General features: G+C 66.0%; 12 protein-coding genes and 1 riboswitch. Of the genes, 8 read left to right on the plus strand and 4 right to left on the minus strand.

Features of this window, described 5'->3' with window-relative positions; all coding sequences use genetic code 11:
- Positions 1 to 112 precede the first annotated feature (112 nt).
- On the minus strand, positions 113 to 1,564 hold the full coding sequence (locus tag B5F40_RS09820; protein WP_087194163.1) for an alanine/glycine:cation symporter family protein: 1,452 nt from the start codon (positions 1,562 to 1,564) through the stop codon (positions 113 to 115).
- Positions 1,565 to 2,363: 799 nt separating this feature from the next.
- Positions 2,364 to 2,544, plus strand: a riboswitch (FMN riboswitch).
- A 132-nt stretch (positions 2,545 to 2,676) separates the two neighbouring features.
- On the opposite strand from B5F40_RS09820, the gene B5F40_RS09830 reads away from it, so the two are divergent.
- The 5 genes from B5F40_RS09830 to B5F40_RS09850 are packed head-to-tail and all read left to right on the plus strand — an operon-like array spanning position 2,677 to position 6,499.
- Entirely contained in the window at positions 2,677 to 3,333 is a 657-nt protein-coding gene (locus B5F40_RS09830; protein WP_087194165.1) for an ECF transporter S component, read from the plus strand.
- A 60-nt stretch (positions 3,334 to 3,393) separates the two neighbouring features.
- Entirely contained in the window at positions 3,394 to 4,215 is an 822-nt protein-coding gene (locus B5F40_RS09835; RefSeq protein WP_087194166.1) for an energy-coupling factor transporter ATPase, read from the plus strand.
- Positions 4,191 to 5,231 carry an energy-coupling factor transporter ATPase gene (locus tag B5F40_RS09840; RefSeq protein WP_087194167.1) on the plus strand — a complete coding sequence of 347 codons (1,041 nt, stop codon included), beginning with the start codon at positions 4,191 to 4,193 and terminating at the stop codon, positions 5,229 to 5,231. Before B5F40_RS09835 ends, B5F40_RS09840 begins: the two co-directional genes overlap by 25 nt.
- Positions 5,224 to 6,018 (plus strand): energy-coupling factor transporter transmembrane component T family protein, encoded by a 795-nt coding sequence (locus B5F40_RS09845; protein ID WP_087194168.1) that lies wholly within the window; start codon positions 5,224 to 5,226, stop codon positions 6,016 to 6,018. Before B5F40_RS09840 ends, B5F40_RS09845 begins: the two co-directional genes overlap by 8 nt.
- A gap of 49 nt (positions 6,019 to 6,067) precedes the next feature.
- A complete protein-coding gene (locus B5F40_RS09850; RefSeq protein WP_239442994.1) occupies positions 6,068 to 6,499 on the plus strand; it encodes a pyridoxamine 5'-phosphate oxidase family protein in 432 nt (143 codons plus the stop codon).
- Positions 6,500 to 6,631: 132 nt separating this feature from the next.
- Here B5F40_RS09850 and B5F40_RS09855 read toward each other — a convergent pair whose 3' ends face one another.
- The gene (locus B5F40_RS09855; RefSeq protein ID WP_087194169.1) at positions 6,632 to 6,850 is read right to left on the minus strand and encodes a helix-turn-helix domain-containing protein; all 219 of its coding nucleotides are present in this window, start codon (positions 6,848 to 6,850) and stop codon (positions 6,632 to 6,634) included.
- A 111-nt stretch (positions 6,851 to 6,961) separates the two neighbouring features.
- Between B5F40_RS09855 and B5F40_RS09860 the strand changes: the two genes are divergently transcribed.
- On the plus strand, positions 6,962 to 7,183 hold the full coding sequence (locus B5F40_RS09860; RefSeq protein ID WP_239442996.1) for a hypothetical protein: 222 nt from the start codon (positions 6,962 to 6,964) through the stop codon (positions 7,181 to 7,183).
- A gap of 934 nt (positions 7,184 to 8,117) precedes the next feature.
- On the opposite strand, the gene B5F40_RS09870 is transcribed toward B5F40_RS09860, so the two are convergent.
- Together B5F40_RS09870 and B5F40_RS09875 are read right to left on the minus strand one after the other, a co-directional pair.
- Positions 8,118 to 8,441 (minus strand): DUF1292 domain-containing protein, encoded by a 324-nt coding sequence (locus B5F40_RS09870; protein WP_087194171.1) that lies wholly within the window; start codon positions 8,439 to 8,441, stop codon positions 8,118 to 8,120.
- A gap of 217 nt (positions 8,442 to 8,658) precedes the next feature.
- Positions 8,659 to 10,122 (minus strand): response regulator transcription factor, encoded by a 1,464-nt coding sequence (locus tag B5F40_RS09875; protein ID WP_087194172.1) that lies wholly within the window; start codon positions 10,120 to 10,122, stop codon positions 8,659 to 8,661.
- 191 nt (positions 10,123 to 10,313) lie between these two features.
- On the opposite strand from B5F40_RS09875, the gene B5F40_RS09880 reads away from it, so the two are divergent.
- Together B5F40_RS09880 and B5F40_RS09885 are read left to right on the plus strand one after the other, a co-directional pair.
- Entirely contained in the window at positions 10,314 to 11,528 is a 1,215-nt protein-coding gene (locus B5F40_RS09880; protein WP_087194173.1) for a M20 metallopeptidase family protein, read from the plus strand.
- On the plus strand, positions 11,521 to 13,008 hold the full coding sequence (locus tag B5F40_RS09885; RefSeq protein WP_087194174.1) for a YfcC family protein: 1,488 nt from the start codon (positions 11,521 to 11,523) through the stop codon (positions 13,006 to 13,008). The genes B5F40_RS09880 and B5F40_RS09885 overlap by 8 nt, the downstream gene beginning before the upstream one ends.
- Positions 13,009 to 13,017: the final 9 nt, after the last annotated feature.

Here is a 13,017-nt window from a genome sequence, read left to right on the forward strand (position 1 = left end):
AAACCCCAGATAGCGATGCTTTGACAAACCGCAAATCGCAAGACGCATCGGCGCGCATTGTCGTGAATACCGGCTCGCATCCAAAAAGCGCCGCGACTGCATTTCGGAGGCGCTACCTGCCCTCTAGCTGCGGTATGGGCGCGTCGTCGGCCTCGTCGAGGTTGCCCTCCCACACGTAGTGGCGCGTCTCGCGTGCGATCACGCCGGAGAGCAGCAACACGACGACGATGTTGGGAATGGCCATGAGCGCGTTGCCGATGTCGGAAATCGTCCACACGACATCGCCCACGCCGATGGCGCCGAGGAAGGCCACGGCCACGTAGACCACCTGGTACGGACGGATGGCGTAACGGCCGAACAGGTACGTGATGCAGCGGTTGCCGTAGTACGACCAGCCCAGAATGGTGGTGTAGCTGAACGCCACCATGCCCAGCACCAGGATGGGCGTGCCGATGTAGGGGATCTTCGCGAACGCCTCGCTGGCCAGCATCGCGCCGGAGTAGACGGTGGGGTTCGCGAGAATGTCCGACGCGATGTCGGGGTTCGCCAGCATCGTGGACACGAGCACGATGCCCGTGAGCGCGCAGATGACCACAGTGGACCAGAAGGTGCCGGTCATCGCCACGAGCGCCTGCTGCGCCGGGTTGCGCGTGGAGGCCGCCGACGCCACGATGGGCGCCGAGCCCAGGCCCGACTCGTTGGAGAACAGGCCGCGCGCGCAGCCGAACTGCAGAGCCATCATGATGCCCGACCCCACCGCGCCGCCGAAAGCCGCCTTCGGGGTGAAGGCGCACTCCAGGATGAGACCCAGCGCCTCGCCGACCAGCGCCCAGTTGAGCGCGAGGACGACCAGGCAGCCGCCCGCGTAGGCGACGGCCATGACGGGCACGAGTTTCTCGCACACCTTCGAGATGGACCGCACGCCGCCGAAGATGACCGCCGAGACGAGCGCGACAATGACGATCCCGATGGCCCAAACGGGTATCCCGGGCGCGTTTGCCGTGATGATGCCCGTCATCGCCGACGCCTGCACGGCCGATCCGGTGCCGACGGCCGCAATGGCCGCGAACGCCGCGAACGCAACGGCGCCGAGCCTCGCCCACCAGGGAGCTCGTCCGATGGAACCGGAGTCGCGCCCGCTCGCGGCGTTGCGCCCGAACGCGCGCTCCCAGACGAACATGGCGCCGCCGAGCATGGCGCCGTTGTGATCGCGCACGCGGTACTTCACGGCGACGTACGTCTCGGCGTACTTCGTGGCGATGCCGAGCACGCCGGTGACCCACATCCAGAGCACCGCGCCCGGCCCTCCCGCCAAGATGGCCGTGGCCACGCCCACGATCGAGCCGGTGCCGATAGTGGCCGCAAGCGCAGTGGCCAACGCGCCGAAATGACTGATGTCGCCCGTGCCCTCGGGGTCGCTCGACAGCGACAGCCTGATGGCCCGAGGCAGCTTGCGCTGGATGAACCCCGTCTTGAACGTGAAGAAAAGATGCGATCCCAAAAGAAGCGCGATCATCGCTGGACCCCAGACGATGGAGTCGATGGTGTCGAGAAGCTCAAGCATGATGGCGTCGCATTATACCCCATCCGCATCCGCCCTTCGCCGAAAACGCCCATCGAGTTATCGCGAAGCGGCCCGGCATGCCGCCATCGAGCGCGCTGGGCCGCTTCGCACATGCCGAAAGGCGTTTTGACGGCAAGAATCGCCGGATTGCCGCCGAAAGCCCCCGCGATTCCGACCCGATTCCCTTCGGTTCGCCGAGCGCAACCCAAGCATCGCCGGAAAAGGACCCGGCCGTAAAACGCAAGGGAAAGAGGGCGGCCGCTCGGGAGCCTGCGCATGGCAGCAATCTGGCGAATTTTGCGCCGGAAAAGCCCTATGCGCCGCCGAGCGATGTCGGCGAAGGCCATGCAAACCCGCAACGCAGATCCCCGCGACGCTTGGTGGGAGCTCGCCCCATGGGACGGCCTTCGCTTCGCCCGACCGCACTGACTCGACCCGGCATCAGGCGAATGCCGGGTCGAGTCAGCCATGGCTTGACGACGAAACGCCCCTCCCCATACCGAACCAGAAGCGGCGCAGGCGCTCCGCAAAACCGAAGCCGACGGAAGCGCTCGGCGGCTTCGGTGCCGAGGGTCCGCGCGAGGCTCTGACCCTGGAGTCCAAACCGCAGCACGTCGATCCGCGCCGATCCCAGCCCGCAAGCAGCGCGCCCCTTGCGAGAGCGCCCAACCCCCTTCCTCGCCGCGAGCGAGAGGATGACGCGCGAGATGCCGCAGAGCGGAGGGCCCGAAAGCGCCGATGCGCGCATTCGGCCCTCCCTTGCACCGCGCAAGGGAAACGGTTACAATGCGCGCCATGGATTCTGTTTCAGGGCGAGGTGCAATTCCTCACTGGCGGTAATCCGGCCCGACCCCCGCGTCGGCGCCGCGAGTCCGCGACCTCGAACGGCACGTCTGGGAGTAGCCCCACCCGCGCCGCTTCGGGCTGATTCCGGTGAGATCCCGGAACCAACGGTATAGTCCGGATGGAAGAGGCAGAGATCCGCCAGGCGCCAGGCGTCTCGGCGGACCCCGTGTAAGCCTGTATGGATGGAATTCATACGGGCTCGTTTTCTCTCAAGGCCGGAAAACCTGACCCGAATCGGAGCGGGCCTTGCGAGAAAGGAGCCCATCATGCAGAACGGCACGACACCGCGCGTCGGCAACGGAGGCAAAGCGCCAGGAGGCAACGAACCCTCGAAAGCCACCTCGGCCCCCTCTCCCTACAAGCTCTCCAACACAAACACCTGGGACACCCGTCAGCTCGTCACGATGGCCCTCATGTGCGCTATCGGAGTGCTGTTGTCGTTCATCGAGTTCCCGCTTCTGCCAGGCGTCACCTGGCTCAAATACGACGCTTCGGCCATGCCCGCCATGGTGTGCGGCTTCGCGTTCGGCCCGGCGGCGGGCCTTTCGGTGGGCGTCGTCGGGGCCGTCATCCACGGCATCCTCATGGCCGACTTCTCCGGAGCGCTTATGAACATCCTCGTGGTGACGGGTTTCGTCCTCCCGGCGGCGGCCGTCTACCGGCGCTCGCGCACGTTCAGAAGCGGCGCCGTCGGCCTCGCGCTGAGCGTCATCGCTGCCACGATCATGGCCATCTTGGGCAACCTGCTGGTCACGCCGGCATGGCTCGGCGTGCCCCTCGATGCCGTCATCGCCATGATCCTGCCTATCCTCACGCCGTTCAACCTGGCCAAAGGGGTGCTCAACGCCGTGCTCACCCTCGTCGTGTACAAGAGCGTGTCGAACCTCATCACGCCGAAGAAAAAGCAGGTCAAGGGACGCTAAGTCCCCGTATCGCCGCCTGGCGTCTTGCGATATGCCAGGCGGCGGGAACAGGATGCGCACATGATCGAGTTTGACAACGCGGGCTTCACTTACGATGGCGAGACATTCGTGCTCGACAGCGTGACCGCGCGTATTGAGCAGGGCGAGTTCGTCTGCATACTCGGCGGCAACGGTTCGGGGAAATCCACCCTCGCCAAGCACGTCAACGCCTTGCTCTCGCCCGACGAGGGCAGCGTGCGCGTGCTCGGACACGATACGCGCGACGAGGACAGCGTGTACTTCATCCGAAGCCAAGCCGGCATGGTGTTCCAAAACCCCGACGATCAGCTGGTGGCCAGCCTCATCGAAAACGACGTGGCGTTCGGTCCGGAAAATCTGGGGGTGCCGACGAACGAGCTGCGCGAACGCGTTTCGGCAGCGCTGGCCGACGTGGGCCTGCAAGGTTTCGAGAAGCGCGAGACGGCAGCGCTTTCGGGCGGGCAGAAGCAGCGCGTGGCCATCGCAGGGGCCCTTGCCATGGAGCCGGCCATCCTCGTCCTGGACGAAGCCACGGCCATGCTCGACCCGCGCGGGCGCAAAGGCCTCATGCGCGTGTGCCGCACGCTGCACGAACGCGGCATGACCATCGTCATGATCACTCATTTCATGGAGGAAGCCGCCCAGGCCGACCGCGTCATCGTGCTCGAAGGCGGGCACGTGGCCGCCGACGGCACGCCCGCCGATGTGCTCGTGCAGGCCGACCTGCTCAGGCGTCTGCACCTCGACGTGCCCTTCGCGTGCGCGCTGTCGTTTGCGCTCAAGCGCCGCGGGGTGGATGCGGGCGTCCACATCGAAACGACGAGCCTGAAGGAGGAGCTGTGCCGATTGCTTTCGAGGGCGTGAGCTACGCCTACGTCGATCCCGAGCGCCAGGCGAAGAGCGCGCGCCGCCGCAAACGCCGCCGCGATGCCGGCGCCATCGAGGAGGCGCCTTCCCTCGAGAAGGGCTTTCCGGCATGGGGCGGATCGCCGGATGCCGTATGGGCGCTCGCCGACATCGACTTCACGCTGGCCGACGGGGAGTTCCTCGGCGTGGCCGGGCACACCGGCAGCGGGAAGAGCACGCTCGTCCAGCACATGAACGGGCTTGTGCACCCCACGCGGGGACGCGTGCTCTTCGACGGACAGGACCTGGCCGACAAGCGCGTCGCCCAGGAATGCCGCGGGAAAGTGGGGCTGGTGTTCCAGTATCCCGAGCACCAGCTGTTCGCGGCCACCGTACGCGAAGATGTGGCGTTCGGCCCCCGCAACCTGGGGCTATCCGACGAAGAAATCGAACGGCGCGTGCGCGCCGCCTTGGAGGACGTGCACCTCGACCCCGACGAGGTGGGCGGCAAGAGCCCTTTCGAGCTTTCCGGTGGACAGCAGCGGCGCGTCGCGTTCGCGGGAGTGCTGGCCATGGAGCCGCGTGCGCTCGTGCTCGACGAGCCGGTGGCGGGGCTCGACCCGGTGGCGCGCGAGGAGTTCCTCTCGCTCATCGAAGAACTGCACAGCGCGGGCCTCACCGTGGTCATGGTGTCCCATAGCATGGACGATCTCGCACGCCTCGCCGACCGCATGCTCGTGCTGAACGAAGGCAGGCAGTTCGCGCTCGGAACGCCCGCGGAGGTGTTCGCGCACGGCGATGCGCTGCGCGCCATCGGCCTGGACGTGCCCGCCGCCCAGAAGCTTGCCGAGGAGCTGCGTGAAATGGGGGTCGAGCTGCCACGCGACCTGTACGATTTAGAATCGCTCGCCGACGATTTGGCGGGAAGACTTGCCGACAGCGCACCCTCCCGCGAACCGAAAGTCGGCGAAGACGAGCCGGGGCGGAACGCGAGCGAAGCGCCCTGCGCCGCCGGGGAGGCCCCCTATGCCTGACATCGCCGTCCTCGGCCGTTATTGGCCCGGCACGAGCCCCGTCCACCGCATGGACGCGCGCATGAAGCTCGTGCTGTCGCTGCTCGTGATGGCCGCGGCGTTCGCAGCGCAGTCTTTTCCGGGGCTCGCAGTGTGCGCCGCATTCGTGCTTGGGTTCTTCGCGCTGGCGGGCATCCCCGCAGCCTCGGCGCTCAAATCCGTCGCGCCGCTCGCGTTCATCGTGGTGCTGACGGCCCTCCTCAACGTGCTCTTCGTGCAAGACGGCAAGGCGCTGTTCGAATGGTGGATCGTCCGAGTGACCGAGGGGGGGCTTTGGCAGGCGGCTTTCATCGCATGCCGCCTCCTCGTGCTGCTTTTGAGCATGAGCCTGCTCACGCTGACCACGCCCACCCTCGACATCACCGAGGCGTTCGAATGGACGCTGGGGTTCTTGCGCCCTCTTGGCGTCCCCGCACACGAGCTCGGCATGATGATGGGCATCGCGCTGCGGTTCCTGCCCCAGTTCGCCCTCGAGCTGCGCACGGTGCACCGCGCGCAGGCGAGCCGCGGGGCGACGTTCTCGAAAGGGCGGCTGCGCACGCTCTCGGCCCTTATCGTGCCGTTGTTCACAAGCGCGTTTCGCCATGCCGACACCCTGTCGGCCGCCATGGACGCCCGATGCTACCACGGTGGCGTCGGTCGGACGCGCCTGAACCCGCTTGCCTGCACCCAACTCGACGCGCGGGGCGCGGTCGCAGTCGCGCTCATGCTGGCCTGCGTCATCGCCTCGAACTTTGCCTTCGCGTGACACCCGTCGCCCAAGGCTCACGACAACCAACGCTACGAAAGGAAACCCTATGAACGACTCGGAGAAGATCGACGGAATGGACGCTATCGCCGAGTACCTCGCGAGCGTGCCCGCCTGGTACCTGGCAACATGCGAGGGCGATCAGCCACACGTGCGCCCGTTCAGCTTCGTCGCCGTCGAGAACGGCCGCATCTGGTTCTGCACGGCCACCACGAAAGACGTCTACCGAGAGCTTGAGGCCAACCCCAAGTTCGAGCTGACGGCCTGGAGGCCAGGAAGCGGCTGGGTCATCATGCGCGGGCGCGCCGACCTGGACGACCGAGCGAGCGACAAGGTTCGCCGCGCCGGGTTCGAGCACATGACGGGGCTTGGGGAGAGCTACGATGGACCCGGGGACGACACGCTCACGTTCTTCTCCGTGGAGGGCGCCGAGGCGTGGATATGCGACATCGACGGAAGCTGGGCGCCCGTGGCTCTGTGAGCGCGCCCGCACCGAGCATCCGCGGGTTCGTCGAACAAGCTCGGATGCTCGGTTCCGAGCACGCCTCGACGGACGCTTCGCAATGAGAGGGGGGTAAGCCGGTGTTTTGGAGCGCCGCATTGTGAAGTAAACTCACAGATCGCAGAACAACTCTCCGACCGGCACGTCGAATCCTCCGGCTATGCGCTCGAGCATGTCGACCGTTGGATTGGCCTCCCCTTTCTCGATGTCGATGAGGTATTGTCTACTTATCCCGACCATCAGTGCGAACGTCGTCTGAGAAAGCCCCATCGCCGTTCTGAGCCTCGCGATTCTCGCGCCAAGCTGAGTTTTTAGTGAAGCGTTCTCCATGCACGATAAAGGCTAGTGCCCGTTGGAGGAAAAGTCGTAAACTATAGTTTACGCAACGTCAAGAAAACAAGGGGTTTCACGCTCAGGGAAAAGCGCGTTGGTCATGGTCGCATGACGACAGGAGCAGCGGAGGTGGAGATGGAAGGAACCGAGTACGAAAGGCTTATGGGATCGATCAGGCGCGCCACCGCGCGCATCTTCGAGTTCGCCGAGACGGAAGAGGAAGTATGCCGCCTCGAGAAAGCGATCAACAACGAGGTGATGTACCTCGCCGCCATCGCGCAGTCCGAGCGAGTCAAGCCCCCGACAGGCTGGGATCCGCTCGGCCGTTAGGCGCACGGCCCGCTCGAGCGCCGTGCAGTCCCCCTCGAAAGCGCCTCCGCCAGAAACCCGCCCCGCCCGCCGAATTCAAGCAACGCAAGAGAAGCAAAGCTTTCACCGCTGTTAGCAAACGCGACGCAACCCGCAGACCCCCTCCGTCTTTGCAATGCCCGGCAATATGGCAAATTGCATTCTCGTCGAGATCGCGGATTCGTATCGGCTCGCCGGCGGTCAGACGCCCTTCGGGCTTCGCGCTTAGGAGAAATCCTCGGCTGCCGCTTCCCATGCTTCCGGCAAAGATCGCGGAGCTTTTGGGACCGCCCCCTCGTTCGCAAACGAGGGGGCGGTCGCCATACGGCCGATGCGCAATGCGGAGGACGGATCGATCGAAGGGCCCTTCTTTTCGTCATGGAACCCTTTTCCCGCCAAAGGAAAGCCTCGTGACGATCCCATAAAGATAATCGATGTTTCGACGGCATCCCCAACGCGTCCCCCGCAATAAGCTCCGACTCCTCTTCCTCGCGGCCCTCTATCTTGAAGCTGGCGACGATGCTCGCATTGTCTCTTTCTTTGATGCCGCTCAGGGAATTCACAGTTGAAACGCGAACGAAATCGCCCATTCCCCGAAAGCGGAATCCTGCCTCTCAAAGCCGAATGCCGCCTCCAAGCCTCCATCCTTTTCTATGTTTGCAACCACGATGCCCTTGGACGAATCGAAATCGACGACGCGTCCTTCATACCATTCAGGACGAGGATTGCCAGCCGCCTCCATATCACAATCCCCCCCCCGCCCGCGCATACGGCAAAAGAAGCAAAAGCGCAAAGGAGGCAAGCAGCGCCGATGCCGCCAACAAGCCCCCTCCCGAACGCTCAGCCCCACGGCCCCTTTGCCCCTCAAAGCGCTTTCAATCCATCATCGGCTCTACGCCCCGACCGCAGTGCCACCTCAGTCGGCGAAATCGTAGAGGTCCTTCGTCGCGACCCGGAAATCGTCGTACACCTCGGCCGCAACGCCCTCGTCTTCGACCAGCTCGAACGCGGAGGGCTGCCCCTCCTCGTCGAGTTCGGTGACCTCGAGCAGCACGACCTCCCCCGACGAGCCCGCCGGCGCCTCGTCGGTCACCGGGAAGAAGAACCCGTAGCGGCGGTCGCCGTGAAGGACGAGGCCGAGGAACTCGAGCTCCGTCCGCTCGCCCTTCTCGTCTTCGAGCACGAGGGTGATGCCCTCCTCGGTGGGCGGGCAGAAATTGGGGGCGCTTCCTTCGCGCATGGCTCAGCTCCTTACCTTCGGCACAGTATCGATGCCCCACAGCGTACCACACCCGCTTCTCGCAGCGCCCCGCCTCTGCCCTTCGACACGAACCACCCATCTGCGGCGGCGCGGCGCTAACCGCCTCGCTTCCGCAGGCGCCCCCCCGAACACCATCCCGGCATCCGACCGCGCCCGTCGTCGGGCAATCAGGTCCGCGGCGACGGCGGCGAAAACGCTAAACGGTGGCGCGATCGGCCTCCACCAAGTCGATGAGCTCCTGCTGCGTGTGCACGTTCAGCTTCTGGTAGATGCGGCGGATATGCGTCTTGGCGGTATTGCGCGTCACATGGCACTCCTGCTGGATGAACGCGCCGTTGCGGCCTCGCGCAAGCAGGGCGAACACCTCCCCTTCGCGCTCGGTCAAGCCATGGGCAGCAGCCAAGCGCGCGCAGCGGGCCTCGACGGCGGCCTCGGGAGCGGGAGCGGCCACGGGTTCGACGGGGCGGACGCCCTGGATGGCGTCGGAGAAGCTGAACCCCCGGAGACCGATCCACACGTAAGCCACGAGCACCACGGCCACGAGCGCGAGCGCGAGCAGCCGCGCGTCGGCGAGCGCGGCGTCCTGCGCGCCGACGGGAAGCCCCCCGAGCGCCACGCCCGCGGTGGCGCCGACGTTCGAGGCGCAAAAGCCCGTCGCAAGCGCCGTGATGCCTCCTGCGGGGTTGCGCGCGGCGATGATGGCGAGCGTCGCCCAGGTAAGCACGCTGAACGTCTGGGCGCCCACCGCGAGCGCGCTGCGGGAGACGTCCGACAGCAATGCGGTGGACGACGAAGAGACGAAGAACCCGAACACCACGAGCAGGCCCGACAGATGGAACAGCGCGTCCTCGCGAGAGCGTAGGCGCGTGCGCGCGCACCATACGGCCACGAGCGCGAGCGCGATGCCCGCCGCGACATCCTGCCGCCACGCCGCGACGCCCGCACCGAACTCGATGGAGAAGCCGAAGGCCACCTCGAACAGAGCGATGCACGCGAACAGCCGGTTTCCGGGGCTTGGAAACGACGAGGGGTTGGTGAGCGCGAGCTCGCTCGGAGGCGCCGGGCAGGTGGCGGCGAGCCCGCGGCGGGCGGCGTCCACCGGGCGCGCGACGAGCGCGAGCGCGAGCAACGGAAGCAGCGCGTAGGAGACCGCCGGAGCGGCGGAGAGCAGCGGCTCGAACGCGAGCAGCGCCGCGTACGACAGGCCCACGCCGAGAGGAACGGTGACGGACACGCCGCGCGGTGCGACGGATGACAGCGCGAGCCCGGAGACGACGACGGCCCACGAACGCCCCAGAGCGATCGGCGCCGATGCCGCCAGCAGGCCAACAGGCGACGAACCGCCGGCTTGCGCGAGCAACCATGCGATCGCACCGAGCGCAAGCAGCGCCCCGGCGAGCGCAGAAAGGCGCGCAACCGGCAGCCAGCGCTTCCTCACATGCGCCAGCACGGCCCAAAAGGCGAACGCGAGCGAGTACAGCGCGCCGTGCGCCACCAGCGGCCACTGCTCGCCCGAGGACGACATGGGGTACACGTATCCGTTCTGCACGAAGGTCGACAGCGAGAGGGCGCACACCGCAGCCAAGCAGCGCACGTCGACAAGCCGTTCGCCGCCGGCATCGTCGCCACCATGCTCCCCCGCTTTTTCCGCCTGATCCATGCACGCTCCTTTTCAAACCGTTCACCGGCAAAAAGCAACCGCTCGCACCCACGTAACGCCACCGGGGTGACGATCAAATCGACTTCGGCCCCGTATTGTACCGCTCAGAAGGCGCTGAAATGCGCGCGCGACCGAAGACGGCGGCCGCTTTGCCGCAACCGTCGTCGCATCGAAGCGAAGGAGGCATACCCATGACCATCCTGGAAGAGGCCGAGGCGCTGGCGGACGACATCGTCGCCGACCGCCGCTGGCTGCACGAGCATCCCGAGATCGGATTCGACCTGCCCCAAACGACCGCCTACGTCGCCGACCGGCTGCGCGAGATCGGCCTCGAGCCGAAGGAGATCGTGCCGGGAGGCCTCGTGGCCACCATCGGCGACCCATCGTCGGATCGCTGCTTCATGCTGCGCGCCGATATGGACGCGCTGCCTTTGCGCGAGGAGACGAACCTGCCCTTCGCCTCCGACAACGGCTTCATGCACGCATGCGGCCACGACGCGCACACCGCCATGCTGCTGGGCGCGGCCCGCATCCTCAAACACCGCGAAGCCGAGCTGAACGGCTGCGTGAAGCTCATGTTCCAACCCGACGAGGAAGGCTGCGCTCCCGACGAGATATGCGGCAACGAGGCCATGATCAACGCCGGGGTGCTTGAGAGCCCGCACGTCGACGCGGCGGCGGCCATCCACCTCATGCCGTTCGACTACCGCCTGGGCGAGGTGGCCACGCGCCCGGGCACGGGCTTCTCCTCCATCGACGACATCGACATCGTCGTGCACGGCAAAGGCGGACACGGCTCCCGCCCCAACCAGCTGGTCGACCCGTTCAACATCGCATGCCATATCTTCCAGGGCGCGCAGAACCTCATCGCGCGCGAACTCGATCCGAACGACCAGGCCGTCATCACCTTCGGCGCGATGAACGGCGGCACGGCGGCCAACGTCGTGCCCGACGACGTGCGCATGCTCGGCACCCTGCGCACCGTGGACGAGGGCACCCGCGCCCACCTCAAGGAGCGCATGGCGGCGATGTGCGAGGGCATCGCCGAAGCCTTCGGCGGCAGCGTGGAGGTGCGGTTTCTCCGCGGCGTGCCGAGCGTCCACAACGACCCCGAGCTCACCCGCGAGCTGATCGGCTACGTGGAAGAGCTCATCGAGCGCCCCGTCACCATCCTCGATACGCCCATCTCGGGCTCCGATGACATGAGCGTGATCTCCCAAGCCGTTCCCACCACGTACTTCGTCGTAGGGACCGGCACCGAGGACGAAGGGGTCCGCTACCCCGTGCACAACGCGCGCGTGGTCTTTGATGAGAGCGTGTTCGCCCAAGGAGCGGCGATGACCGCGACGATGGCCCTGCGCTGGCTTGCGGCCCGTGCGGACGGGAAAGGAGAGATCGATGGCTGAGACGACCGCGAACGAGGCCCCGAAGAAGCGCAAGAAGAAGCGCCGCGCACCCGATTCGTTCATCATCCTCGTGGCGTGCCTCATCGCAGTGGCGCTCGCCACGGTGATCGCGTCGCTGTTCACCGACCAGGTGACGGGCGCGACGTTCGCCGACGTGGTCACTGCGCCCGTGCTGGGCTTCTCCGACGCCATGCAAGTGTGCGTGTTCGTTCTGGTGCTCGGCGGCTTTCTGGCCATGGTCAACAAGACCGGCGCCCTCGACGCCGGCGTGGCCACGCTCGTCCGCTCGCTCAAAGGGCACGAGCTCGTGCTCATCCCCATCCTCATGCTTTTGTTCGGCATCTGCGGCTCCACCTACGGCATGATGGAGGAGACGGTGCCGTTCTACATCCTTTTGGCGGCCACCATGTACGCCGCCGGCTTCGACACGCTCACCGGCGCGCTCGTGGTGCTTTTGGGAGCGGGCGCAGGCTGCATCGGCTCCACGGTGAACCCGTTTTCCGTGGGCGTGGCCACCGCGGCCCTCACCGACCTCGGCATCGCCGTCGACCAAGGCCTCATCATCGGATTCGGACTCGTGCTGTTCGTCGTCGCCGAGGCCATCTCGATCTTCTTCGTCATGCGCTACGCCAAAAAGGTCATGGCCGACAAGGGGTCCACGTTCATGTCGCTGCAGGAGCAGCAGGACGCCGAGAAAGAGTACGGCCAGATGGAGGAAGGTGCCGAAAGCCCGTCGCTCTCCGCCGTGATGTCGGGCAAGCAGAAGGTAGTGCTCGTGCTGTTCGCGCTCACGTTCGTCGTCATGATCATCGGCTTCGTGCCGTGGCAGAACTTCGGCATCGACCTGTTCATGCTGGGCGGTTCGGTCGACAACCCCTCCGGCGCATGGAGCGCGTTTCTCACCGGCACGCCGCTGGGCTCGTGGTACTTCAACGAGGCCACGGCATGGTTTTTGCTTATGGCAATCGTCATCGGCGTCCTCGCACGCCTGTCGGGCAAAGACATCGTGGGAACGTTCCTCGGAGGCTGCGCCGAGATGGTCAGCGTCGCGCTCGTCATCGCGCTGGCGCGCTCCGTCGCCGTCATCATGGGCGAGACGCAGCTCGACACGTTCATCCTCACGAACGCCGCGAACGCGCTATCCGGCGTGCCCGCTTTCATCTTCGCACCCGCCACGTTCCTGTTCTACTTCGTGCTGTCGTTCGCCATCCCGTCGAGCTCCGGCATGGCCACGCTGGCGATGCCCATCATGGGACCGCTTTCCAGCGACCTGGGTTTCTCGCCCGAGGTCATGGTGATGATCTATGTGGCCGCGCACGGAATCGTTGCCATCATCACGCCTATGAACGGCGCGGTGCTGGCAGGCCTCGCGCTCGCGAAAGTGCAGTACGCCACCATGTTGAAGGCCGTGATGAAGGTGATCGTGGTCACCTCCCTCGCGTGCGTCGTTCTGCTGACCGCCGCGATGCTGATCCTGTAGGCTGCGCAG

Origin of the sequence: Gordonibacter sp. An230 (assembly GCF_002159915.1) — a bacterium.
Classification (GTDB): Bacteria; Actinomycetota; Coriobacteriia; order Coriobacteriales; family Eggerthellaceae; genus Rubneribacter.

Bases quoted from the DNA above. Each gene is read 5' to 3' on its own strand.
- B5F40_RS09820 (WP_087194163.1), bottom strand. From the start codon at position 1,564: ATGCTTGAGCTTCTCGACACCATCGACTCCATCGTCTGGGGTCCAGCG.
- B5F40_RS09830 (WP_087194165.1), top strand. From the start codon at position 2,677: ATGCAGAACGGCACGACACCGCGCGTCGGCAACGGAGGCAAAGCGCCA.
- B5F40_RS09835 (WP_087194166.1), top strand. From the start codon at position 3,394: ATGATCGAGTTTGACAACGCGGGCTTCACTTACGATGGCGAGACATTC.
- B5F40_RS09845 (WP_087194168.1), top strand. From the start codon at position 5,224: ATGCCTGACATCGCCGTCCTCGGCCGTTATTGGCCCGGCACGAGCCCC.
- B5F40_RS09850 (WP_239442994.1), top strand. From the start codon at position 6,068: ATGAACGACTCGGAGAAGATCGACGGAATGGACGCTATCGCCGAGTAC.
- B5F40_RS09855 (WP_087194169.1), bottom strand. From the start codon at position 6,850: ATGGAGAACGCTTCACTAAAAACTCAGCTTGGCGCGAGAATCGCGAGG.
- B5F40_RS09860 (WP_239442996.1), top strand. From the start codon at position 6,962: ATGACGACAGGAGCAGCGGAGGTGGAGATGGAAGGAACCGAGTACGAA.
- B5F40_RS09870 (WP_087194171.1), bottom strand. From the start codon at position 8,441: ATGCGCGAAGGAAGCGCCCCCAATTTCTGCCCGCCCACCGAGGAGGGC.
- B5F40_RS09875 (WP_087194172.1), bottom strand. From the start codon at position 10,122: ATGGATCAGGCGGAAAAAGCGGGGGAGCATGGTGGCGACGATGCCGGC.
- B5F40_RS09880 (WP_087194173.1), top strand. From the start codon at position 10,314: ATGACCATCCTGGAAGAGGCCGAGGCGCTGGCGGACGACATCGTCGCC.
- B5F40_RS09885 (WP_087194174.1), top strand. From the start codon at position 11,521: ATGGCTGAGACGACCGCGAACGAGGCCCCGAAGAAGCGCAAGAAGAAG.